At 70.9% G+C, this 20,139-nt stretch carries 24 protein-coding genes; 3 read left to right on the forward strand and 21 right to left on the reverse strand.

All coding sequences use genetic code 11. The features are described from left to right. Nucleotides 1-156: 156 nt before the first annotated feature. The 11 genes from AB0M43_RS36165 to AB0M43_RS36215 all read right to left on the reverse strand — a co-directional run bounded on the left by AB0M43_RS36165 (nucleotide 157) and on the right by AB0M43_RS36215 (nucleotide 7,383). Nucleotides 157-729, reverse strand: a complete 573-nt coding sequence (locus tag AB0M43_RS36165) for a hypothetical protein (RefSeq protein WP_363731553.1) — start codon at nucleotides 727-729, stop codon at nucleotides 157-159. A gap of 133 nt (nucleotides 730-862) precedes the next feature. Then, nucleotides 863-1,723 carry a protein phosphatase 2C domain-containing protein gene (locus tag AB0M43_RS36170; protein ID WP_363731556.1) on the reverse strand — a complete coding sequence of 287 codons (861 nt, stop codon included), beginning with the start codon at nucleotides 1,721-1,723 and terminating at the stop codon, nucleotides 863-865. 78 nt (nucleotides 1,724-1,801) lie between these two features. After that, nucleotides 1,802-2,332, reverse strand: a complete 531-nt coding sequence (locus AB0M43_RS36175; RefSeq protein ID WP_363731559.1) for a hypothetical protein — start codon at nucleotides 2,330-2,332, stop codon at nucleotides 1,802-1,804. Nucleotides 2,333-2,390: 58 nt separating this feature from the next. Further along, complete coding sequence (locus AB0M43_RS36180) at nucleotides 2,391-2,801, reverse strand: hypothetical protein (protein WP_363731561.1); 411 nt, start codon at nucleotides 2,799-2,801, stop codon at nucleotides 2,391-2,393. Nucleotides 2,802-2,943: 142 nt separating this feature from the next. Beyond that, nucleotides 2,944-3,450 carry a hypothetical protein gene (locus AB0M43_RS36185; RefSeq protein ID WP_363731564.1) on the reverse strand — a complete coding sequence of 169 codons (507 nt, stop codon included), beginning with the start codon at nucleotides 3,448-3,450 and terminating at the stop codon, nucleotides 2,944-2,946. Between the two features lie 178 nt (nucleotides 3,451-3,628). Beyond that, nucleotides 3,629-4,186 (reverse strand): hypothetical protein, encoded by a 558-nt coding sequence (locus AB0M43_RS36190; RefSeq protein WP_363731567.1) that lies wholly within the window; start codon nucleotides 4,184-4,186, stop codon nucleotides 3,629-3,631. A gap of 62 nt (nucleotides 4,187-4,248) precedes the next feature. Then, nucleotides 4,249-5,121: a hypothetical protein gene (locus AB0M43_RS36195; RefSeq protein ID WP_363731570.1), complete on the reverse strand. Its 873-nt coding sequence runs from the start codon at nucleotides 5,119-5,121 to the stop codon at nucleotides 4,249-4,251. A gap of 152 nt (nucleotides 5,122-5,273) precedes the next feature. Continuing rightward, a complete protein-coding gene (locus AB0M43_RS36200) occupies nucleotides 5,274-5,708 on the reverse strand; it encodes a hypothetical protein (protein ID WP_363731573.1) in 435 nt (144 codons plus the stop codon). Continuing rightward, nucleotides 5,705-6,658 carry a hypothetical protein gene (locus AB0M43_RS36205; RefSeq protein WP_363731576.1) on the reverse strand — a complete coding sequence of 318 codons (954 nt, stop codon included), beginning with the start codon at nucleotides 6,656-6,658 and terminating at the stop codon, nucleotides 5,705-5,707. The genes AB0M43_RS36200 and AB0M43_RS36205 overlap by 4 nt, the downstream gene beginning before the upstream one ends. A 75-nt stretch (nucleotides 6,659-6,733) precedes the next feature. Further along, entirely contained in the window at nucleotides 6,734-6,982 is a 249-nt protein-coding gene (locus AB0M43_RS36210; protein ID WP_363731579.1) for a hypothetical protein, read from the reverse strand. After that, nucleotides 6,979-7,383, reverse strand: a complete 405-nt coding sequence (locus AB0M43_RS36215) for a hypothetical protein (protein WP_363731581.1) — start codon at nucleotides 7,381-7,383, stop codon at nucleotides 6,979-6,981. The genes AB0M43_RS36210 and AB0M43_RS36215 overlap by 4 nt, the downstream gene beginning before the upstream one ends. Before the next feature lie 231 nt (nucleotides 7,384-7,614). On the opposite strand from AB0M43_RS36215, the gene AB0M43_RS36220 reads away from it, so the two are divergent. Further along, nucleotides 7,615-8,184, forward strand: coding sequence for a hypothetical protein (locus AB0M43_RS36220; RefSeq protein ID WP_363731584.1), 570 nt, complete (start codon nucleotides 7,615-7,617; stop codon nucleotides 8,182-8,184). Nucleotides 8,185-8,334: 150 nt separating this feature from the next. Then, nucleotides 8,335-8,970, forward strand: coding sequence for an RES family NAD+ phosphorylase (locus AB0M43_RS36225; RefSeq protein ID WP_363731586.1), 636 nt, complete (start codon nucleotides 8,335-8,337; stop codon nucleotides 8,968-8,970). Between the two features lie 40 nt (nucleotides 8,971-9,010). Here the strand turns inward: AB0M43_RS36225 and AB0M43_RS36230 are convergent, their stop codons facing one another. The 10 genes from AB0M43_RS36230 to AB0M43_RS36275 form a co-directional block, all read right to left on the reverse strand. After that, the gene (locus tag AB0M43_RS36230; RefSeq protein WP_363731588.1) at nucleotides 9,011-9,673 is read right to left on the reverse strand and encodes a hypothetical protein; all 663 of its coding nucleotides are present in this window, start codon (nucleotides 9,671-9,673) and stop codon (nucleotides 9,011-9,013) included. 232 nt (nucleotides 9,674-9,905) lie between these two features. Then, on the reverse strand, nucleotides 9,906-11,015 hold the full coding sequence (locus AB0M43_RS36235) for a hypothetical protein (RefSeq protein ID WP_363731591.1): 1,110 nt from the start codon (nucleotides 11,013-11,015) through the stop codon (nucleotides 9,906-9,908). A gap of 47 nt (nucleotides 11,016-11,062) precedes the next feature. After that, nucleotides 11,063-11,626 carry a hypothetical protein gene (locus tag AB0M43_RS36240; protein WP_363731594.1) on the reverse strand — a complete coding sequence of 188 codons (564 nt, stop codon included), beginning with the start codon at nucleotides 11,624-11,626 and terminating at the stop codon, nucleotides 11,063-11,065. Between the two features lie 70 nt (nucleotides 11,627-11,696). After that, entirely contained in the window at nucleotides 11,697-12,965 is a 1,269-nt protein-coding gene (locus AB0M43_RS36245) for a hypothetical protein (protein WP_363731597.1), read from the reverse strand. Between the two features lie 2 nt (nucleotides 12,966-12,967). Next, entirely contained in the window at nucleotides 12,968-13,501 is a 534-nt protein-coding gene (locus AB0M43_RS36250) for a hypothetical protein (protein ID WP_363731600.1), read from the reverse strand. A gap of 137 nt (nucleotides 13,502-13,638) precedes the next feature. Further along, nucleotides 13,639-15,570, reverse strand: coding sequence for a ParB/RepB/Spo0J family partition protein (locus tag AB0M43_RS36255; protein WP_363731603.1), 1,932 nt, complete (start codon nucleotides 15,568-15,570; stop codon nucleotides 13,639-13,641). A 103-nt stretch (nucleotides 15,571-15,673) separates the two neighbouring features. Beyond that, nucleotides 15,674-16,078 (reverse strand): single-stranded DNA-binding protein, encoded by a 405-nt coding sequence (locus AB0M43_RS36260; RefSeq protein WP_363731605.1) that lies wholly within the window; start codon nucleotides 16,076-16,078, stop codon nucleotides 15,674-15,676. A gap of 140 nt (nucleotides 16,079-16,218) precedes the next feature. Continuing rightward, nucleotides 16,219-16,944 (reverse strand): hypothetical protein, encoded by a 726-nt coding sequence (locus AB0M43_RS36265; protein ID WP_363731607.1) that lies wholly within the window; start codon nucleotides 16,942-16,944, stop codon nucleotides 16,219-16,221. Beyond that, nucleotides 16,917-17,360, reverse strand: coding sequence for a hypothetical protein (locus tag AB0M43_RS36270; protein ID WP_363731609.1), 444 nt, complete (start codon nucleotides 17,358-17,360; stop codon nucleotides 16,917-16,919). The genes AB0M43_RS36265 and AB0M43_RS36270 overlap by 28 nt, the downstream gene beginning before the upstream one ends. An 86-nt stretch (nucleotides 17,361-17,446) precedes the next feature. Further along, nucleotides 17,447-18,541, reverse strand: coding sequence for a DUF932 domain-containing protein (locus AB0M43_RS36275; RefSeq protein ID WP_363731612.1), 1,095 nt, complete (start codon nucleotides 18,539-18,541; stop codon nucleotides 17,447-17,449). 538 nt (nucleotides 18,542-19,079) lie between these two features. On the opposite strand from AB0M43_RS36275, the gene AB0M43_RS36280 reads away from it, so the two are divergent. Then, nucleotides 19,080-20,021: a hypothetical protein gene (locus AB0M43_RS36280; protein ID WP_363731614.1), complete on the forward strand. Its 942-nt coding sequence runs from the start codon at nucleotides 19,080-19,082 to the stop codon at nucleotides 20,019-20,021. Nucleotides 20,022-20,139: the final 118 nt, after the last annotated feature.

Genomic DNA, 20,139 nt, shown 5'->3' on the forward strand with positions numbered 1-20,139 from the left:
CGGTGCGCACATGGGGGCCTCCTGGACTGGTGTGGCGGTCGGGGGGGGGGGGCCAACCCCTCAGTATGGTTTAATTCTACATGCCTAAGTGGTGATGGTCAACCCTTGATCCGGGGCGTCGGCCGGCCGATCGGCGCGCGGCCGGCCGACGCCTGCTCAGCCTGACCGCTCGACCCGGTAGCGCGCCTCGTCGGCCGGGTCCACGGCCGCAATGACCTTCTCGGTCATCGGGCGCTCGCCGTAGACCGGGCCCAGGTCCAGGCGGTAGGAGCGTCCGGCGTACTCCGGGGCGGGGAAGCCTGGGTAAGCGTCGCTGACCCGCAAGACGTCCGCCTCGATGCCGTAGGCGAACCCGTCGGTCACCCGCACCCGGGTGCCGACCGGGTAGGCGGTGGCGAAGTTCACCCCGGTCGGGCAGTGCAGGCACACCGCGACCAACGTCTGGTCCGGGCCGTCGATGATCTCGCCCCGGTTGTGGTAGAGCACGACGCCGCAGCCGGGGCGCGCGCAGACCGCGCGGGAGAACGACAGGTCCTCGCCGACCGCGCGCCGCTGCGCGCCGAGCGTCGTGAATGGCTGCCGGGAGCCCCGGCAGCCGGCGCCGTTCGCCTTGTGGGTGAAGAGGGTGGCGCGGTCGGCGCGGACGCGGACGTCCGTCCGGCCGCAGGTCGCGCAGCGGGGCGCGGTCAGCTCCGCGGCCGAGATCTCTTTCAGCGGGCTCGAGTTCATCGTTCCTCCGTGGTTGGTGTGGCGGATGCCTGGCGGAGCAGTGCCAACCCCTCCGCCTTGCTGGTTTAATTCTACATGCTTGCGAAGGGTGAGGCAACCCCGGGGCCGAACTGTTTCCGGCCCCTGGGGTCGTTCATGGGAGGTCGATCACCAGGGCGGCGGCGTTGTCCAGGTGCGCGCGTCCCTGCCGGGAAGCCAGGGTCAAGGCGCGGGCGGTGGCCTCGGGGCTGGCGAGCGCTTGCAGAGCCCTGGTCACGACGCCGAAGCCGAGTCGGCGGTGTACTCCGTCGCTGCACAGCAGCAGCCGGCGAACGGGCCTGTGAAACGTCGTCGCCCCGATATGCCCATGCCGGAGCGAAGAGGTCAGCAGATGCTCGCCCGGCGTCCCGGGTGTCACGGTCCGACCGCTTCGGCGCTCATCCTCGGCGACAGTGTGGTCCACGGTGAGGGCGTAGACCTTCTCGTCGGACGTCAAGGCGTAGGCGCGGGCGTCACCTGCCCAGCTCACCACCACTCCGCCGCCGGTCGTCGGCGCGGCGACCACCACGGCGGCACTGCCCCGCTCGCCGTCCTCGGCGCGCTCCTCGGTCAGCAGATGCCACGCCGCGCGCGCGTTGGCCAGCGCCCCGGCCGGCCCGGTGTGCACGGCGCTGACGGCGCACGCCCAGGCCGCGAAGCTGCCGGCGAACTGCGCGGCGGGGCTGTCGCCCACCCCGTCGGCCAGCGCCCACGCCGCGCGCCGGGTCATCGGGTCGACGTGGGTGGCCACGGCGTCGGCCTGCCACAGCCGGTCGCCCCGGTCCAGGGCCTGGCCGGTCCGGGCGTCCCTGGCGGCGAGACCCCAGTTCCGGGGGTCGTAGAAGAGTTCCACGCACTCCGGGCAGGTGAACGGGTGCAGGGTCTGCGGGTCGAACGCGAAGGGCGCGCTGTCAACGCACGTCATGCAGTGCACCAGCGGCCGGGTGTCGCCGGTAGGTGCGGCCAGAGCGGGCATTGGTACTCCTCGGGTCGGTGTGGCGGGTCAGCGGTGGAGGAGTGCCAACCCCTCCACCGCTGGTTTAATTCTACATGCTTAAGTGATTGTTGGGAAGTCCTCCAGGGGGGTGACGTAAATGGGCCGGTACAGCTGGGCCAGATACTCGGCGTGCGCGAGCGCCTGGTGCGCCGCGCCGTGCAGGCCGGCGCGGCGCAGACGTTCGGCCTCGGTCAAGGGGTCGGCCACCTGCCAGCGCTGACCCTCGCCGGGCTCGGCCAGCGCGGACAGCGACCGCGCCCGCCGGTCGAACTCCGGGCCGAGCAGGGCGCGCGGCTCGCCGTTGCGCCACCAGTCGCACACCCCGCACCCAGGGCCGTGCTCCCGCCTCCAACTGGCGAACGGTCGGCGCGGAATGGTGACGCTGGTGGCGGCCTGGGCGACCAGACACACGTGGCCGGGCTCGGCGGTGATGCCGGCGACCCAGAACCGACCATGCTGGTCGCGGGCGCGCAGACGTCGCGCGCCGGGCATCGTCGCGGCCCAGGCGGTCGCCTCGGCCTTGGCGGTGGTGGTCAGGATCGCCAGAACCCGCAGGCCGGCGCGCCCGATCGTGGTCAGGTTGAGCATGTCGAGGCCCTTCGTGGATGCGGAAGGGTGGGGGCGGGCACCCGCCCCCACCACGGTTCTAGCGTCCGGCGAGCGCCCCGGCCACGGCCGGGTGCGCCATGATCAGGTGGTGCAGGGTGCGGGCCCAGTAGACATCCGCCCGAGGCAAGGAGAGGTCGACGCCGGTGATCATGACCGCCCCCGGCAACCACACGCGGATGCCGGGCAACATCGCGCCGAGCAGCAGCGAGCCGACGACGTTGCGCGCCTCCTCGCCGGACTCGATCGCCGCCCAGACCTGGACGGTGTGACTGACCATGTACATCGTGACGGGCGCGCCGATCATGCCCGCGATCATCGCCTCCATCCCGCCCTCGGTCGCCGGGGCGCCGAGGCACTCGGTCAGGGAGCCGTCGACAGCGACGGACAGGAACAGCGCGCCCTCCAGGATGACGCTGGAGCGGTTGGTGGTCAGGGGCTTGCGGGACATGGGTTCCTCCATGGTCGGTGTGGCGGATGCCTGGCGGAGGAGTGCCAACCCCTCCGCCTTGCTGGTTTAATTCTACATGCCTAATGGTTCCTGGTCAACTGCGGCCCGCCCCGGCCGGGTGTCGCGCGGGGCGGGCCGGTCGTCACGATCGGCGGGCGAGGGTGTTCAAGTAGTCGCTCTCGCTGTCGATCGGCCACCCACGCGCCGTGTCGTAGCCGGGCAGGGCGCGGATCGCCGCGCCGCGCAACGCCTCGCAGAACTGGAAAGCCTCGCTGGTCTTCCATGTGTCGTGCTCGCAGGACTGGTACTCGTAGCAGGAGATGGCCAGGAGGATGACCAACGGGTCGACTCGCCCGAGCGGCTGGCGGTGGCGGTACAGCTCCTCAATCTCGACCTCGCCGTAGCGGTGGTTCACCGAGTCGCGGTTGGCGGCGGCGAGCATCGCCCCGACCCGGTCGGCGGTGGCGGTCGTGAGCTCCTTGCGGCGCATGACGGCCTGCTCGTGCAGCTCGGCCGATGTCCACTGTCCCGGCTCGGTCGTGGCGGTCAGGGCCGGCCAGTACCACTGGAGCGCGCCGTGCGTGGGCAGGGACAGCCCCGCGGTGACCAGCGCGCGGATGTGCTCGTCGGGAACGATCCAAGCAGACATGTCTCTCCTGGTGGTGTGGCGAGTGGTGGGGTGCCATCCCCGATAACGCTTATAATATTACCTGAAAGCTGGGGCAGTGTCCACCCTGTTCGGGCGGTGATCCCGGGGCGGGAGACGCGACGCGCCCCGCCCTCCGGCCGGATGGCTGGATGAGGGCGGGGCGCGCGTTGTTCCGGGTCTAGGCGGTGGCGGGCGGGCGGCCTCCGCCGGTGCTCGCCCCGGCGCGTGCGTTGATCCAGGCTTGCGCGCGGCCGAGCTTCCACTTTCGCACCGTGCCGCGTGAGGTCTCCTCGACATCGTCGGGGCGGGGGAGGTAGCCGTCCGTGCCCGCTTCCCAGTCGTCCTTGCTGATCCACACGTAGCGGTCCCACGCGCCCTTGGACACTGCGAGCAGGTCCCGGAACTGGGCGGCGGTGATCAGCTCGTCCGGGTCGCCGTCCAGTCGCACCTGCTGCACCTTCGCGGCCTTCGGCGCGGACTCGGCCACCGTCGCGCAGGCTGCGGCGTAGTCGTCGAGGTCGTCCAGTGCGAACCACTCCCCGGGCGGCAGCGCCTCGTCCTGAGCGGCGAGCGGGAACGGCACCCGGGCGCTAGCCCTGCCCTTGGGGCTTGCCCGCAGCTTGATCGTCTGTGCCGACTTGCCCAGGTGCTCGCCTGCCCCGGCGCGGTTGGTGAACCGGCGGCCGTCGGGTAGCTCGTGGATTTCCATCGCCTGGCCCTGGTGGTCGGGGAACACTGCCCAGGCAGCGTACCGCCCGACCCGCCGGGGTCGACGGCGCGCCAACCCCGACCGGGCCGTCACGGCGCGGACCGGGCCGGTGGCTCGAACCACGGCGCGCCCCCTTCCCGTCCGATGGGCTCGCTACACGCGCACTCGGGTGCGAGCACCCGAAGCCGCCGTTCGGCCCGCAGCGCCGCCGCGCGGTCGCGCTCGTCGGCGTCGGGCGGAACCGGCGCGCCCGCAAGGTGTGCGAATCCGACCCGCTCGTCTGGTTCGGCGCGCAGGAGGGTGTCCCCGTCGAACCAGAACGCGAACCCCGAAGCCGGGTCAAGGGCGACAGGCTGGCCCTGGGGGCCGACCCGGTGGGCAGGGCACAAGCGGCCGGTGACGTGGGGTCCGCCGTACAGCGGCGTCGAGCACTGCGCGCACAGCACGCCGGCCTCCCGCACCGCCATGGTGATCTGGTCGGCCACCGCCCGGGTGGCTAGCTCCGGCAGCTTCCGCCACTCGGGCGTCGCGGTGACCTCGTCCCACTGTTGGCGGGGCAGGAGTTGCCCGCCGGCCGCGCGCCGCGCCTGCGGGTGGTCGCGGTGCCAGATCGCGTGCGCCCAGCCGAAGCGCTCGGCCAGGTGGTCGACGATCTGGCGGCCCTCGGCGTCGGTGAGGTCCACTGGGAGGGTCACTCCGGGCACTCCGCTGCCCGGCGGGACCGCCATCACCGGCGACGGGCTCATCCGGGCCGGGCCCAGACGGCTGGCGTGCGTGCATGTGCCCTGGTTGTGCACGAGCCGGGCGACCCGCTCGGTGCCCAGCGCGGCGGCTACATCGGCCGGGTTGTGCGGATCCACGCCGGCGGCGGCCAGTGAGGCGGCCAGCTGGTCCGGCAGGGTGATGTAGCCGTCGTGGTCGAGGTGTTCGGCCCATTGGGCCCGGAAGGCGTGCGCGGTCATGGTCGCTCCAGGTGTGGCGAAGGGGTGGGAGGTGCCAACCTCCCGCTTGTTTAATTCTACATGCTCAAGGGGGTGGTGTCCATCCCGTGCCGGTCGGGGCGCGGGATGGACACGGGTGGCGCGTCGGGTGGACCGGCGCGCGGGCGGTCGGCCTATCCGGGCAGTCGGGGGGCGTGCTCGGCGGATGTGGTGAGCGCGAGCAGCCTGCGCCCGAGGTCCTCGGCGGTGTCGGTGCTCATGGTCAGCCACCGGCTGCCGTCCAGGTCGACGGTCTCCCCGTAGGTCTGCGGGTCCGAGCGTTGGCGGCTCAGACGCAACCGAACCAGTTCGCCGTCGTACTGGACGCGGGAGTGCCCATTGGAGACCTTGCGCCAGTCCACGCGCCCGCTGGTGCGGTCGATCAGCCGGACCTCCGGGTAGCTGTTGGTGTCGGCCAGGAGGGAACACATGCTCACGGCGTTGCCCCAGTCGGGGAACCTCGCCACGTCCTGGAACACCTCTTCGTCCCGGCTCGCCTGGACCAGCCACCTCCAGCCGGAAGGGTCGGCGAGATCGCCGGCGGCGTGCTTGGCGCGTTCGGCGTTCATGACCTTTCCTCGGTGCGGGCGGGGCAGTCGGCGAGCAGGTGCCCGGTGTCGGCCCGGCCGCACCGGGCGCCGGTCACGGCCCGATTCCGCGGGCCCACGGTGACGGTCGGCTTATGCCGCCCTCCGCCGTCGGTGGCCGGGCACTGGGCCGAGGTCGGGTCGGGACTGGCCATCCACGCCGGACCGCCCTTGCGGTGCAGGGCCCGGTGGATGGGGTGTCCGCAGTGCGCACAGGTGGCGGTCTGCGTCCCGGTGGCGGACACCTCGTGTGTGCCGCGCGCCAACGGGAGGCCCTGCCGGCCCTCGCGTTGTAGAGCGATGCTGGCGTGCTCGGGGCACAGCGCCTTGGCGCGCTCGGTGTTCTGCACGTCGGTCCAGTGCACCAGGGTCGCGGCGGACAGCAGGCACCCCTTGTCCTGGCACGGAGTGGTGACCGGCCAGGCGGCGACCGCGCACCAGTCGCAGGGCACTCCGGCGCGATGGCGATAGCCGCACAACTGCACCGGCAATGGGGCCCGCGCTCGGTCGCGGTGAGCCACCCAGTGCAGGCGTAGGGTCGACACTGCGCCCGTCGGGTACAGGAGCACGGCTTCGACGTTGCCGAGGTGCCGCTGGGGCAGGGCCAGCACCAGGGCCGCAACGTCCGGACCCTCGGGCGGGGTCACGGTGTCGCCGACCCGGACCGGCACGCTCAGGTCCTTGGTGGCGGCCAGGAAGGTCGCGGTAGGCTCGCCGGTCCAGTGTCCGGTGTGGCGGTCACAGGGCTGGCCGGTCAACCGCACGATGGCGGGCTTGGGCGCGGCTTCCACGTCGGTGACGTCGAGCTGAACTGGCTCGGTCAGGCGGGCGAGGGTGTCGGCGTGGCGTGCGCCGGTGAAGATGGTCACCCGGTCGCCGGGCTGGGTGTCGGGGTTGATCAGCTTGATCTCGGAGAACAGGGCGTCGGGCATGGTGGCTCCCATGGGTGGGCCGGATGTGCTGGCGAAGACCCGGGGGGGCGCTGTGCGCGCCCCCCCGGGGGTCGGTCAGGAGGAAGGCAGGCGGACCGGGTCGTCGTTCTGGGCCCGGATCCAGGCGGCGTCGTCGGCGAACACGGTCCGGCAGCCCGTGGTGCACCGCACCTGGCCCGGCCGCAGGCCCTGCTGTTCCACGTACACCGGAACGTCGAGGTAGCTGACAGCGCGAGGGTGCGCGCACCACCCGGACCGGCGCAGCCTGTGGATCCGATCGCCGGCCACGTCGAGGTCGGCCTGTTGGATATCAGAGTCGTTCACGAGGACTGGGCGCGCTCGATGGTCTTGTGCGCGCTGGCGATCAGCCCGCGCAGGGCGGGCACCGTGACCTGGAACGGCAGGCCGGCGGCGGTGAGCTTCTCGACGACGTCGGAAGTCTTGAGGTGTGGGTAGCAGTAGCCGGTGCGCTCGTACTCGTCAGGCCATTCGTAGCCGTCCTTCGGCTCCACGATCAAGCACGCGGGGTCTTCACACCCTTCGCACGTGTGCGGCTCGTCCAGGTCCAGGCCGTGGTCGGTGAAAAACTGGTTGAGCAGGTCGACGGCGTCGCCGCCGTTGATCGAGCCGTCATCATCTGCCAGGGCGCGATAGGCCCCGAACAGCAAGATGATGGCCGCGCCGTTCGGGTCGGCGGCAAGCAGGTGCGGATTGGGATCCCTCACGGATTCCTCCAGGTCGGGTGTGGCGAAATGAGCAGGGCGAGGAGTGCCAACCTCTCGACCTGCTTATAATATTACCTGATACATGCTCGTGTGGCAATCCCTCCTGCGCGTGCGACACATCTCGATCATGAGCCTCAGTGCAAGCTCCGCCACATCACATGACCAGGACTGTTGGCGACTCAGGCGGGTTGACGGGTTGACGAAGTTGACGGGTTGACGGATAGTCGGGGTATGACCAAGTTCGCAGACCAGATCGTTGAGCACTTCGCCCGAGCGATGCAGGACCTCCCCCGGGCCGTGCTGGAGGCATGTGACACCGTCGAGGCGCTCGACGATGACGTTCTTCGCGCGTGCGCGCGTGAGGCGGCCAAAGCCGCCGTGGCTCCCATCATCTGGGGCAAGGCCGTTGGTGAGCGGTTCACCACCGCCGAGGCTGTCACGATTTTGAATGTCTCTCGCCAATCGCTCAATAAGAAGGTTGCCCAGGGAGCATTGCTCGGCATTCCGGGGCGAGGTACGACGTACTACCCTCGGTGGCAGTTCGATGAGGCTCATCAGCGAGTCCGGCCTGTAGTACGCGACATCGTAAAGATCTTCACTCATGGCGGGACGGCCGACCCGTTCACGATTGCGGCATGGGCCACGACTCCTCAGGTTAATGGGCTCGGCGGAAAAACACCTGCGAAATGGATCGTCGACGGCGGAGACGTGAGGCAAGTAATCCAGGCCGCCCGCGACAGGGCCGAAAAAACCACCCCGGTCGCGGAGGTTCCGGACAGGACTACAGTCGGGGCGCGTTGACGGCCAACTTCAAGCCTGAGCTCCTTGAAAGATCCTCCGAGCTGGTCGGTGATGTGGTGAGCTGTGCTTATACGCGTGGCCACCGACCACTCCCAGGGTTTAGGAGGTCGCCCCATGAGACCAGTGCGTCAGCCCCCAGACAATGCATCCATGAGGAATTTTCCTCAGCCGGCGGGAGCCGCCTGGGACCCTGGCGATCCGAGTGAGGATACTGAACTATTCAGAATCCATCCGGACGGGTACACGGCACTCTTCTTCGGAGGTCCAAAATGGAACAGTCGCTTCTCCCCGCCTGACCATGACGACAACTTCGGAACGTGCCACCTCGGGTACACCGATGAAGCCGCATTCCTTGAGAAGTTCTGCAGGGTGGATAGCCCTGATGGCCTCGATGGAATACCTCTCATCACAACAACTGCAATCGCAAACCATAGAATTAGCAAAGTGAAGCCGACTCGCCGCCTCAAGGTCGCCGGCTGCGCGGCCCCGAAAGCGACTGGGCCCCCTTACTACATCAACAATGACTTCTTCGCCGGCTATGACTACAGGCAAACCAGGGCGTGGGGAAAGGCCCTCTGGCAGGCAGATTTTGAGGGCGTGCAATACCGGTGTCATCAAGGGTCAGGCGTGAACTATGCGCTGGCGGTCTTCGGAGATCCGGCCGACACCACCACGACTGATGTTCTTGAGGCAGCTGAAGAGGAAGAGCTCTCCGATGATCTCATCAATCGTATGGAGAACGTCTATAACCTTCCAATCTGGCAGCCGCCGAGCTTTGTGTGCTAATTAGGGCGCGCGCATGGGTAACCAACTAATCCTAAAATGGTCAGTCGCGGGGGCCCATGTCGGCGGCGAAGTCGAGCAGGTCACCGCGCCGGTATAGCATTTGGCCGTCAACGGAGCGGGCCAGCGCGCGGACCGCATCGGGTAGGTACCGGGCGGCCGAGTAGCCCAGCACGGCGGCGGCCTTGGCGCCCGACAGCAGGTCCTCGGGAGCGCCGTCGTAGAGCACCGGGCCGGACTCGGGCGTGCCGACGGGCCGCCCGCCGCCGGCGGCGATCAGCTGGCGGGCCCCGGCGATCCGCAGGGCCGTGGACCGCTTCCACTTCCGGCGGACCTTGCCGCCCGCCAGCTCGGTGACCTCGTCGACGTTGGCCAGCAGGTCCGCCCAGACGCCACGGTCGGTGGACTGCCGCAGAGAATTGCCCGTCTTGTACCCAAAGACCTTCGCGACACCGGTGGTGGTGAGCAGTTCATCCGGGTCGCCGGTCGCGTCGACGGCGGTCAGCTGGGTGGCGCGCTGCGCCTCGTAGTCCTTCACCCAAGCGTCGACCTCGTCGCCGTCCCAGGTGCCGGTGCCCGGGATCCGCTCGGGGAAGCCGGTGGTGGCGCGGTTGGCGTACCACTTGTCGATGGTCGGCAGGGACTTGCCGGCGACGCGGGCGGCGCCGGCGCGGTCGACCGGGCCGATTGGGGAGGTGGAGGCCATCTTCTGATTCTGCCTGACCCGCGGGCGGGTGGGGCCGCGGGCGTGTCCGCGCGGACCGCGGGTCATCGGGTGGCGCATGTCCTGCTCCTTGAGTTGAGGCGGCGGGCCGCCGCCGGTTATCGTGGTGGTACATCAGACGGACTCCGTTTGGTGTGGCGAGGCGGCCGGGGCATGCCACTGCTCTTCGGAGTTGCGTCACCCGCAAGGGTGACGGCTCCGGCCGCTGCCACGCTCAGCGCGCGTGATGGCGCTGCCACGCCTCCTCGAACCCCGCGGGCACCTTCGTGTTCACCGTGGCTGGGGCCACCACCAAGAATCGTTCGACCGACGGGTACGGCGCCTCGTGCCGGCGCACCCAGGCGCGGGTGATTCCGTGCTCGTCAACCCCGACGTCCAGGTTGTGCCGGCGGCAGCTGCGGCGCAGTAGCGCCTCGAGTTCCGTCCGGCCGCCGGTCCGCAGTCGGCGAACCGACCGGCGTGGAGGACCCTTGCGGGCCGGGTCGGCCCGCCCGAGTTCCTTGACGTGGCGGGCCGGGAAGATCCGCCGCACATCGACCAGCACGTGCTCGGTGTGCGCGACGACCTCCCCGGCCATCGCCAGCACGTGCTCCAGATCGTGCTCACGGGCCAGCTGCGCCGCCCCGACCGTCTTGCCGAGCAACGCCCTGGGGTTGAGAGCCAGAGCCGCGTACTCAACCAGCACCGCTTCGGCCCCGGCGGTCGGCTCGGCCGACCAGCGATCGACCAGGTCGGCCCGCCCGGCTCGAGACCCTAGCTGATAAGGACAAAAGGTACAGCAAGATCGAGGCCAATCAATGTCGAAGGTGTCGCGCAAGTAGGTCAGGGCGTCCGAGCGCCGCCAGTTCCAGACCTGCAACGGGTACAGCCCGGTCCGGAGGGGCCCGCCCAGTCCGCGATCGCGGTCGGAGCGGCGCTCCTCCCCGATCGCGTAACCCATCGCGTGCTCGTACGGCGCGCCGGCGGTGAAGCCGTCGATGTACGGCTGGAGGGCCTCGGCCTTGGCGTGCAAGGAGCACAACCTGGCGCCGACCACTGACGGCACCGTGCCGGATGCCGACAGCTCGTCGATCAGCGCCCACGGACCGCGCCGGACCAGCTCCGTCGGCCGGCGCGAGTCTGCCATCACGACGTGCCCACCGGCCTGCGAGGCGCGCGCGACCTGCGTCCAGCGCACCCCATGGCGGGCCAGCAGAGGCGCGGCGAAGCGGCGCACTGCCGCGTGGGTCGAGCGGTACTCGCTGCCAGTGAGGGCCGTGCACACCCGAAGCGCCGACAGCGGGAAGTCCCGCGAATCCGGCTCGAGCAGCCACCTGACCAGCATGGCCGTCGACTCGACCCCGCAGCCCCAACTGGCGACCACCCTTGTGCTCATTGGTGACCGTCCGGCATCGGGCACAGCGGGCAGCCCAGGGTACGTGCGCGGCACGATCCGGGTGCCGGCGTCGCGCGCTGGCAGGTGGGTCCGCATTCGGGGTGTGCGCAGTGCGGGCCCCAGGGGAAGTCCGCGGTGGGATGCCCGGAGGCGGCCAGTAGGTCCCGGCCGTGGACGATCATCCACACCTGAAGGAGCTCGTGCCGTGGGTTGTCCGTCGAGGTGGGCCAGGCGCGCCACCACGAGGGGCGCAGCCCGGTGACGGCGACCTGCTCGAGGTGCTCGGGCTCGGAGGCGTCTGCGGGCCAGTGCTCCAGGAGCCACAGGGGCGCGCCGAGCGCGTTGCGCAGCGTGTGCCAGATCTCGGCGATCGAGTTGGTGATGCTGGCGCCGATGCCGGAGTCGGTTACCAGCGCCAGGTGGCCGGGCGACGGCGTGGTGGTCTGCCAGATCCGTAACCGCGCCAGGCCGCTGCCGGCGGCGCACGGCGACGGGTACTCCCAGGCGATCTGGTCGAGCAGCAGCCGGCCGGGGACGGGAAGGACGGGTGGAGTGGTCATGGTGTTCCTCGGGAAGGGGCCTGCGGGCCGGTGAAGGCGGCGCGCCCAACCGGGCGCGCCACGGTGGTTCTCAGCGCTCGGGGGCGTCGACCGGGCGCACCCTGTCGAGGACGCGCACGGCGCTGTGGGGGTTGATCGGGGCGTCTTCGGGCCCGAGCCAGTAGCCGGCGACCGCCTGCCAGCGCCGCTCGCTGTGCTTCTCACCGTGGGCCACCCAGCGGTAGCGCCCGGACACCCAGGTCTTGAACTTCCAGTCCAGGCCGGTGCCTGTGCCCGACGACTTGGTGGGCTGCCGCGCCGGTCGCGGGCGCACCCGCAGGAGCCGGACCTGCGGCACGGCCTGGCCGCGACGGCGGTAGGTGCGTTCGAGGGCGGGATCGGGTTTCAGGGGCACGGACTCTGCGGCCTGGCAGGCGACGGCGATCCAGACGGCTGCCAGCAGGCAGCGCAGCGGGTCGTCGGTCACCGGCTGCCCGGGGCGGATGTGGGTGACCGCGCTCGGTGCGAGCCACCCGACCTGTTCGCGCAGATGCTGCAAGTCCGGCCCGGCCAGGCCGGAGCCGACGGTGTGGTAGCTGGCCACCTGCCAGCCGCCGTCGTGCACCGTCCAGGACAGCGCGGTGTCGTGCCCGTTCGGCTCGGCCCACGCGAGCAACCCGGCGTCGGAGGGGGCGTCCTCCCAGCGCACGGTCAGCTCGGCCGGGGTGGCCTGGGCGAGTTCGCGCGCCCAGACGCTGGCCTGCGCGTTCGCCCAGGTCAGCGTCGAGCGGTCCAGTCCGTCGGCGAGCGCGGACCGGCTACTGCGGTCGGGCAGCCCGGCGATTAGGTCCGCACCCCGCAGGAGTGCGGCGAGCCGGTCGCGGACCTTGGGCAGGGTGCGGGCCGGCAGCGGCGTGGGCGTCCAGTCCGTCGAGCAGATCAACGCGCGGGCCGGCCGGAGGTCGTCCAGGATGGCCCGGTGCAGGGCCTCGGCCGCCGGGTGCGCCCTGCGGCCCGCCCTGGCCACGCGGGCCAGACCGTCCACGTCGCGGGCGTCGATCCGGGGCGCGCAGGCCGCGCAGGCTCGGAAGATGGTGCCGTAGTGGTCCAGCTCGTTGACCGCCCCGCCGACCTTAAGTGTGGAGACCGGTCCGGCGGTGGTGTACGCGAACGTCAACAGGTGGGTGGTTCCGCAGAAGTCGCACAGTCGGCGCGGCCGGTCGATGGTGCTGGCGGGGACCGGGTCGGCTGGGTGGTCGGCTGCGGCGGCATGCGCGTAGCGGGTGGAGCCTGCGGCGGTGACGGTGTTGAGGATGTCGAGGCAGGTCCGGCAGGCCATGGTCGGCGCGTTCGCTCCCACGGTCAGGCCGCCTGGAGGAAGGCGGCGGGGGCGGCGGCCGGCAGCACGGCGCGCAGGCCGTCAACCGCGCGTCTGACGGTGGCGATGACGTCGAGCGCGGTCTGCCTGGGCTCCCAGTCCGCCGGCCAGGCTGGCGCGGGAAACGACAGCGGATGCCCGAGGCAGGCCAGCAGCAGCGCGGCGGAGTGGTGAGCGCCGAACACGACAATGTCGCGTGGGCCGGCGTCCGGGTGGTGCGCCAGCGCCACGGCCGCGCCGAGTGCGCAGGCGCGGCAGGCCCGATAGTCCAGGACCGCGACCTTGTGCCGCTCGACCCGCACGGGCAGACAGTCCGGCTGGTCGAGTGCTTCGGCCCAGAAGGCGAAGTCGAGCGCGGTCAGGTGGTCACTGAGGGCGTGCGTGGCCGTGGTGACGCCGAGCGCCTGCGGGCCGGTGTGCGGCTGGCGGCGGGAGGTGGCCCAGGCGGCCGGGACGGCCAGGCGGCGGGGGCGGCGGGCGAGACGGACGAAGGCGTCCAATGGATCGGTGCACAGCACGGTGAACTCCTGGAGGTGTCGGTGTGGCGGATGTCCGGAGGAGTGCCAGCTCCAACCAGATGCTTATAATATTACCTGAATATAGATTGGATGCAACCTGTTTCCGGGGGCGGGGCGTGTGCCCCGCCCCCGGACGGTCAGGCGGCCCTGGCCAGCTCCCCGTTCAGGCTCGGGCAGACGGCGAAGTCGACGCAGCCGGGCGTGCAGCCACAGCCGGAATCGGCGGCGGGCAGCAGGGCGACGGTGGCGAGCACCTCGCCAAGCTCGTCCTCGCCGGACCGCTGGCCGGCGGGGTCGGACACGATCGCGGTGATGACCCGCTCGGCGGTGTCCTCGTCCGGCGCCGGCTGGTCGCCGGGCGCGTCACCGTGCTCGGGCTCGGTGGCCGGCGTCGGTTGGCCGCCATTCTCCGGCGCGGTGCCGGCGTCCCCGCTTCCGGACTCGGTCGCCGGGGCCAGGTCGGTGGCCTCGGCGGGCTGGACCGTGTCGAGCGCAGGGCGGGCCGGGTCGGTGCCGGTGTAGGCGACGCCGTCGAGCACCGCCTGCTCGATGGGGGCCGGCGCGTACGGCGGGGCGTCGGGGCCCATGTCCAGCTCGGTCATGAGCCGCAGGTAGGCGGCGGCCTGCGCTCGGGGGCACTTGGTCTCCCGGCCGAGGTCGTCGGTGCGCCAGGTGCGATTGTCGATACTGGCCTCGTAGGCGGCGGCGACCACCAGAAGCTGCATCACCTGCTGGGCCTTGGGGGCTCTGGCGGCGATCTTGGCCTGGACCTTGTCGCGCCAGGCGTCCCTGCCCATGCCGAGCATGCTGCCGAGCAGCTCCCACTTGGGCTGGGAGGCCCAGTTGACCATGGCCTGCGGCAGTTCGGCCAGGGTGGAGGTGATGAACGCGGCGGCGGGCGATGGCGCGGAGTGCTGGCCCGCGAACCGGGTCCAGAACGCTATCCGTGCCGCCCGTGCCGCCGTCCAGTCCTTGTTCGCCTGGATCACGAGTTTCTGCGGGTGCCGGCCGGGCGGCGTGAAGGTGGCGCGATCGGACGTGGTCGCCGTCGCGGTTCCGGTCATCGCCCGGGGGACCGAGGTTGAGGTCGGGGCGGCCTGGATCGGGTAGTGCCCGTGGGTCTCGGGGTCCGCGCACAGGTAGGTGACCGTGGCCTCCTCCCAACTCTGCCAGGTTGCCAGGTGGCCGGGGCAGGTGGCGTGATCGTCGGCGGCGATCGGCACGTGCCCGCCCTCCTCGGCGGTCAGATCCTCCAGCCACTCGGCCACCAGAGGCAGCGAGTCGCAGAAGATCACGCCCTGCTCGGTGAGCCGGCCGTGCACCTCCTTGCGGGCCTGGTCGAGCCGGGCGTCCTCGGCCCGCCGCTGGTGCTCCAGAGCCAGCGCGTAGTCAAACCGGCCGGCGTGCGCCTCCGCGCTCACCCGCTCGACCGCTTCGAGGTCACTGCCCAAGCCGTGCAGTTCGGCCAGTTGCAGCAGGTTGAACTCGTAGCCGGCGTCGTAGACCTTCTCCCGCACCTCGTCGGGCATCTGGGCGACGGCGAGTGCCGCCTTCACCTTCTCGGTGCCCAGCCCGCTGGACTTGCGGATCTTCGTGACCGACATGCCGGCCTGGGAGGCGCTGAAAAGAGCGTCGGCCTGCTCGAACTGGTCGAGCGGGATCACGTCGCTGCCGGCGGTGTACATGTCCATGAAGTCCTCGCCGGGCTGGCCGGGCGGGATCATCAGGCAAGGCACCTTCTCCCTGCCGACCTTCACCGCCCCGCCGAGCCTCCGGTGACCGTCGCGGACCTCCAGCCGCCCGTCCGGGTGACGGGTGACCAGCAGCGGGAACCGCACGCCCCGGTTCTTGATCGAGGACAGGAATTTGCGGCCGAGCCGCAGGTCCCGGCGCACGTTCCCCGTGTGTTCGACCAGGACGGAGACCTCGACCCAACCAACGGACCACTCGGGGATGTCCTCCACGGCGACGTCGGTCGGGATCACGGACAGGTCGACGGCGAGGGCCGCGGGGGACGCGGTGTCGGGCTGGTCGAGTTCGGCAGGGGTGCCGAGTACGGCGGTGCTCATCAGGATCTCCTCTGTGGATGGTGTGGCGGTGGTCGCCGCGCGCCAGGTGCCAACCCGGCGCGCGGCGGTTCGTGCATGTTCCCGGCGGTCGCCGGAGGGTGTGTCAGGTGGTGGCCGGGTCGCTGTGGCTGCCGGCGGCGACGGCCAGGTGCTCCTCGGGGGACAGCGCCATCTGCTGGCTCGCGCGCTTGTCGCGCACGTCGATGCCGACGTGCGAGGCGAGGATCCAGGTGAGCGTGGTCATGTCGCCCCGGCTCGCCCCCGGCTGGATCTTGCTGTCGATCTCACCGACGACGAGGATCTGGGTGCCCACGGCCAGCAGACGTTGGGCGGACAGCGCGTCCTCGCCGCGCACCTTGATCTCCATCCGGGTCGACACGCACCGGGGGTCCTGCGGGGCGCGCGGGGGCAGGGCCATCGCGAAGGTGGCGACCGGCTCGTCCGTGCCGGGCACGTAGGCCACGGTCGGCGGCAGGGTGACCTTGCCATTCAGGATCAGGTTGGACACGTGCACTCCTTGAACTCGGTGTGGCGGTGGTGTGATCGGAGTGCCAACCCCGGTCACGCTTATAATTCTACCTGATAAATGCCTCCCTTGTCTACTGCCAAACGTGGACTCCGCGCGCTGTCGATCTTCGTTGGTGCTGGTCAGCGGTGGGCCTGTCGGGCTCTGCTGCCCGCGCGCCTGCCGGACCGGCGGCCGATGCTGCGCGACCGGCGCGGGGTCCCGGCCGTGACCACGAGTCCGCGCGCCACCGTTGGCGGTGTGGTCAGAAGGGCGGCCAGGTCGTTGGCCACACTGCCTGCGGCGGCGGCTTGGCGGCGCAGGGCGGTGATCTGCTGCTCCAGGACCGCCCTGTCGTCGGTGATGGTGTCCAGGCGCTTGCGGGCGTCGAGCTGGGCGGCGCGCCGCAGCAGCGCGGGTGCGTCCGGCCTGGCGGCGAAGTCGACCAGTAGCGCGACTAGGAGCGCGGCGAGGTACCGGGCGGTGGGGTCGGGCAGGGCCTCGGTCCTGGCCGGGCGGCGGCCCTCGGGCACCGTGCGGCTGGCGTTGAGCCGGCGGTGGTCGAGACGGTCGAGCTGGTCCAGGCTACGGCTGATGATCGCGGACACCGCCACGCCGTTGACTAGAGGCAATTCCACCTTCCGCCCGCTGTAGACCGCGAGCCGGTCGAGCCTTCCACTGTGGATGGTTAGCTTGGTGGGGAGGGCGGAGTCAGTGTCGGTCTGTGGGCGGACGGTGAAGTGTCCGCTGATCCTGCGGCCGACGACGTGGTAGAACACGCGGCCGGTTTCGGGCTCGACCGTGGGCGTCGCCTTCACGGGCGGGTACGGGGCGGGCAGGGTCAGGGTGCGGGGAGCTTCGGTGTGCACGGGGACTCCAGATCGGTGCTGGTGGTGGGTGGTGGCAGTGCCTGCCAGGCGCGCTCGACGGCTTCCAGGAGCGCCGCCGGGGCCGGGTGCTGGGCGTGCAGGTCGACGGTGGCGACGACACCGCCGTGCCCGGACCCGGACGGGCAGGCGTGGGCGGTGTGGGTGCTCAGCTCCACCGACCAGGCGGCCGTACTGGGCTGGCCATCCGGGCCGGCGGGGGTACTGGTGGCCAGCGCGGTTAGCGCGTGGGCGGTGGCGGTGGCCGGGTCGGCGCACAAGGGGCTGGTGGCCATCTGGCCGCCTGCATGGACCCGGACTTCGGCCAGGATGGCGGCCGGGCCGTGGAACCATCGTGCGGCCTGGTCGGTGAGTTGGTCGGCCGTGCGGAGGGCGCGCGGGGCTACGGTGCTGGTCATCGGGGTCCTTGCCGCCTCGGGGCGCGGGCTCGGCGCACGGGGCGAGTAAGGGCCGGGGCCGGCCACCGGCCGGCCCCGGCGGGCGGTCAGGCGGAAGCCAGCAGCAGGTTGGTGGCGCGGACCTTGAGCGCGGCGGCGTCGGCGTCCAGGAGCCGCACGGCGCGGCGGATGGTGGTGCGGCGCTGCCGGTCGGCGTTGGTGCCCTGCCCGGCCCGGACCTGCGCGTGGTGGTCGGCGAACTCGGAGACGGCGTTGTTGACCGCGTAGGCGCTCCCACGGCCGAAGTCGTTGTTCTCCCCGCGCAGCGCGAGGTCGATGATCGCGGACCGACGCTCGGTCCACAGCTTCTCGCCCTTGGCCGTGATGGTGGTCGCGGGCGTCGGCATCAGCTTGTCCACGAACGCCGTTACCTCGGTGGCGTTCATCGGGGTAGCCAGCAGCTTCTCCGACTCCACCTTCCACGCGGCGGTCCAGTCGTAGGCGATCCGCAGCGCCTCCAGCACCCGGTCGATCTTGTCGGTGATCTTGCCTGTGTGGCGGATGTCGACCCGGTTGGCGAGCTTGCCGAAGGTGGCTTCCACCTGGTTGGTGCAGGTCAGGCGGAGGGGGGCGAACAACGCGCGGAGGCTGGTGGATCCGTCGAAGCTGTTGATCAGGGTGAAATAGCGGTCGTGGAGGTCTTCGCCGCCGACGGTGAAGCCCTCGGGGAGCTTGAACGCCAGAAACATCCGGCTGCCGACGGGGTCGCCGTAACTGCCGGCGGCCACGATCGCGCCGTCGCTCTGGTAGGTGATCGCCTCGCCGAGGGCGGCCAGCTCCTCGGGCTGGACGATCGTGTACCGCTTGCGGACCGTGCCCAGGCCCCGGCGGGTGCCGTCCGGGTAGATCGCGTAGGTGCCCTGGCTGCCCGGGTAGGACAGGCTCTCCACGCCCGCCTCGGTGATCAGCGGGACCTGGTCGAAGGGCTGGAAGTCCACCCGGGCCGGCAGGTTGGCCGCCTGCATGGCTCGCTCGACGGACATGCCCTCGGTGTTCTCGGCGTACCAGCCACCGGTGGCGCGGGCCAGCGCGTGAAACGCCGGGAACCGTCCCGGGCCGACGCGGCCCGCGACCTGGGTGACGGAGGTCCCGTCGCCGTAGTGCGTCGCCTCGGCGGGCGTGAACAGCTGGGTCTGGATCATGTCGACTCCTGCGTGTCGTTGGTGTGGCGGTTCGTCATGAACTGGGTGCCAACCCCGTTCATGCTTATAATATTACCTGATATTGCCTTGGCTGTCTAGCCTGGATCGAGCCGATCGGGGTGGACCTTCCCCAGCGAGGTTCGCGCCCTGAGGGTCATCCCGTCTGCCTGGGCTCGTCCATGTCGGGCCGGGGTCTGGGTGTCAACCGCGCGCCCTTGGCGGTTGACACCCAGACCCCGGCCTGGTATCCCCTTGGGGCAGGTGGACGGGATGACCCGGGGCGCGAACCGGACCACCCGCCCAGCGGGACGTGACGTGTGTCCCCGGCCATCCTGGAGCCTGCCCGTCCGGCGAGGACAAGGGGTTGACCTGCTCGCCTAGTTGGACGGCGGCGAAAATTCGGGTTGTCGATTGGCCCCGACGTGGTGATCATGGAAGACGTCTGGGCTGGCCGGTCTCCCCCGTTGATCGGCCTGCCCCAGGCGACGCGCCAGCACGCCTGGCGAGGTGGCCTGATCGATCACGTACGGGGGAAACCATGCTGACCACGGTCATGTCCTCGCGGGTGCCCGAGCGGATCCGCGCCCGCATCCACAGGCTCGAGCACGTCGGCCCGGCTCTGATGCCCACCTGGGCCTACCGGGAGCTTCCAGCCTCCCTGGCCTTGATCCTGGCCTGCTTCTACATGGTGGGAGCCTCGCGGGTCTCGCCGGTCGCCCTGGTGCTGTGCAAGATCGCGCTAGCGGGCATGCCGCTGCTGGCCTTCTACGCCGGCGGGGTCTACGTCTACCAGGACCGGATCGCCGAGTGCTGGTGGTGGTCACGGGCACGAAGGCCCTGGCGGTACCGCAGGCAGATCCTGACCGGCGCTGACCTGCAGCGCCAGCTGGCCCCGGAGGCGACACTGCTGGACATCGTGTGCCGCGTCCAGCGGCAGTGCGCCGGCCTGCGCCGCCAGCGCAGTCTCCGGGAGGGGTGGTTGCCGCTGGACGTCGCCGGTCTCGACGATCTCGAGTGGGACCTGGTGTCAGCGCTCCTCGACAGCGTGCCCGCGCGCGCGGCGGTGCGAGCCGCTTCCGGCGACGAACTCCTGCGCGACGCGGTCGCTGTCCCCGCCGAGCACCTGGAGGCCGTCGACGCTGAGGTTGCCGCCGCGCTGCTGCGGCTGCGGAGTCTGGGTGTGGTCGCCGCCCGGATCAGTGGCCGACTGTACGCCCTGGACCGCCAGGTCCTGGCTGACGCTCGGCGCGCGGAGCTGGCCGCCCGCCTCTCTGCCCTGCGCGCCTCTCGGCCCAGTCACGCGCCACTCGGCGACTGGCTCGCCGGGACGAGCGCCGTCGAGCAGTTCCTGGCTGAGCCCACGACCCGGCCGGTGTCGGAGACGACAGCGGATGCTCGGCTTGAGGTTCGGCCTGCGTCTCACCCGGTCCAGCTGTCCGAAGGGCACAACGGCAGGCTGGGGAACAATGTGGAGTGTTGAGTCCGCATGGTGGCTGTAGCGTGAGATTGGCTCGGCCTCGCGGGCGGAGTTACGCACACAAGCAGCTCGGGCGACGGGCTCAGGCAGACGTTGCGCTCCTTGCCGGCGGGCCGACCCC

The sequence above is a fragment of the Longispora sp. NPDC051575 genome, assembly GCF_040681875.1.
Lineage (GTDB): Bacteria > Actinomycetota > Actinomycetes > Mycobacteriales > Micromonosporaceae > Longispora.

Bases quoted from the DNA above. Each gene is read 5' to 3' on its own strand.
- AB0M43_RS36165 (WP_363731553.1), bottom strand. From the start codon at position 729: ATGAACTCGAGCCCGCTGAAAGAGATCTCGGCCGCGGAGCTGACCGCG.
- AB0M43_RS36170 (WP_363731556.1), bottom strand. From the start codon at position 1,723: ATGCCCGCTCTGGCCGCACCTACCGGCGACACCCGGCCGCTGGTGCAC.
- AB0M43_RS36175 (WP_363731559.1), bottom strand. From the start codon at position 2,332: ATGCTCAACCTGACCACGATCGGGCGCGCCGGCCTGCGGGTTCTGGCG.
- AB0M43_RS36180 (WP_363731561.1), bottom strand. From the start codon at position 2,801: ATGTCCCGCAAGCCCCTGACCACCAACCGCTCCAGCGTCATCCTGGAG.
- AB0M43_RS36185 (WP_363731564.1), bottom strand. From the start codon at position 3,450: ATGTCTGCTTGGATCGTTCCCGACGAGCACATCCGCGCGCTGGTCACC.
- AB0M43_RS36195 (WP_363731570.1), bottom strand. From the start codon at position 5,121: ATGACCGCGCACGCCTTCCGGGCCCAATGGGCCGAACACCTCGACCAC.
- AB0M43_RS36200 (WP_363731573.1), bottom strand. From the start codon at position 5,708: ATGAACGCCGAACGCGCCAAGCACGCCGCCGGCGATCTCGCCGACCCT.
- AB0M43_RS36205 (WP_363731576.1), bottom strand. From the start codon at position 6,658: ATGCCCGACGCCCTGTTCTCCGAGATCAAGCTGATCAACCCCGACACC.
- AB0M43_RS36220 (WP_363731584.1), top strand. From the start codon at position 7,615: ATGACCAAGTTCGCAGACCAGATCGTTGAGCACTTCGCCCGAGCGATG.
- AB0M43_RS36225 (WP_363731586.1), top strand. From the start codon at position 8,335: ATGAGGAATTTTCCTCAGCCGGCGGGAGCCGCCTGGGACCCTGGCGAT.
- AB0M43_RS36230 (WP_363731588.1), bottom strand. From the start codon at position 9,673: ATGGCCTCCACCTCCCCAATCGGCCCGGTCGACCGCGCCGGCGCCGCC.
- AB0M43_RS36235 (WP_363731591.1), bottom strand. From the start codon at position 11,015: ATGCTGGTCAGGTGGCTGCTCGAGCCGGATTCGCGGGACTTCCCGCTG.
- AB0M43_RS36240 (WP_363731594.1), bottom strand. From the start codon at position 11,626: ATGACCACTCCACCCGTCCTTCCCGTCCCCGGCCGGCTGCTGCTCGAC.
- AB0M43_RS36255 (WP_363731603.1), bottom strand. From the start codon at position 15,570: ATGAGCACCGCCGTACTCGGCACCCCTGCCGAACTCGACCAGCCCGAC.
- AB0M43_RS36270 (WP_363731609.1), bottom strand. From the start codon at position 17,360: ATGACCAGCACCGTAGCCCCGCGCGCCCTCCGCACGGCCGACCAACTC.
- AB0M43_RS36275 (WP_363731612.1), bottom strand. From the start codon at position 18,541: ATGATCCAGACCCAGCTGTTCACGCCCGCCGAGGCGACGCACTACGGC.
- AB0M43_RS36280 (WP_363731614.1), top strand. From the start codon at position 19,080: ATGCTGACCACGGTCATGTCCTCGCGGGTGCCCGAGCGGATCCGCGCC.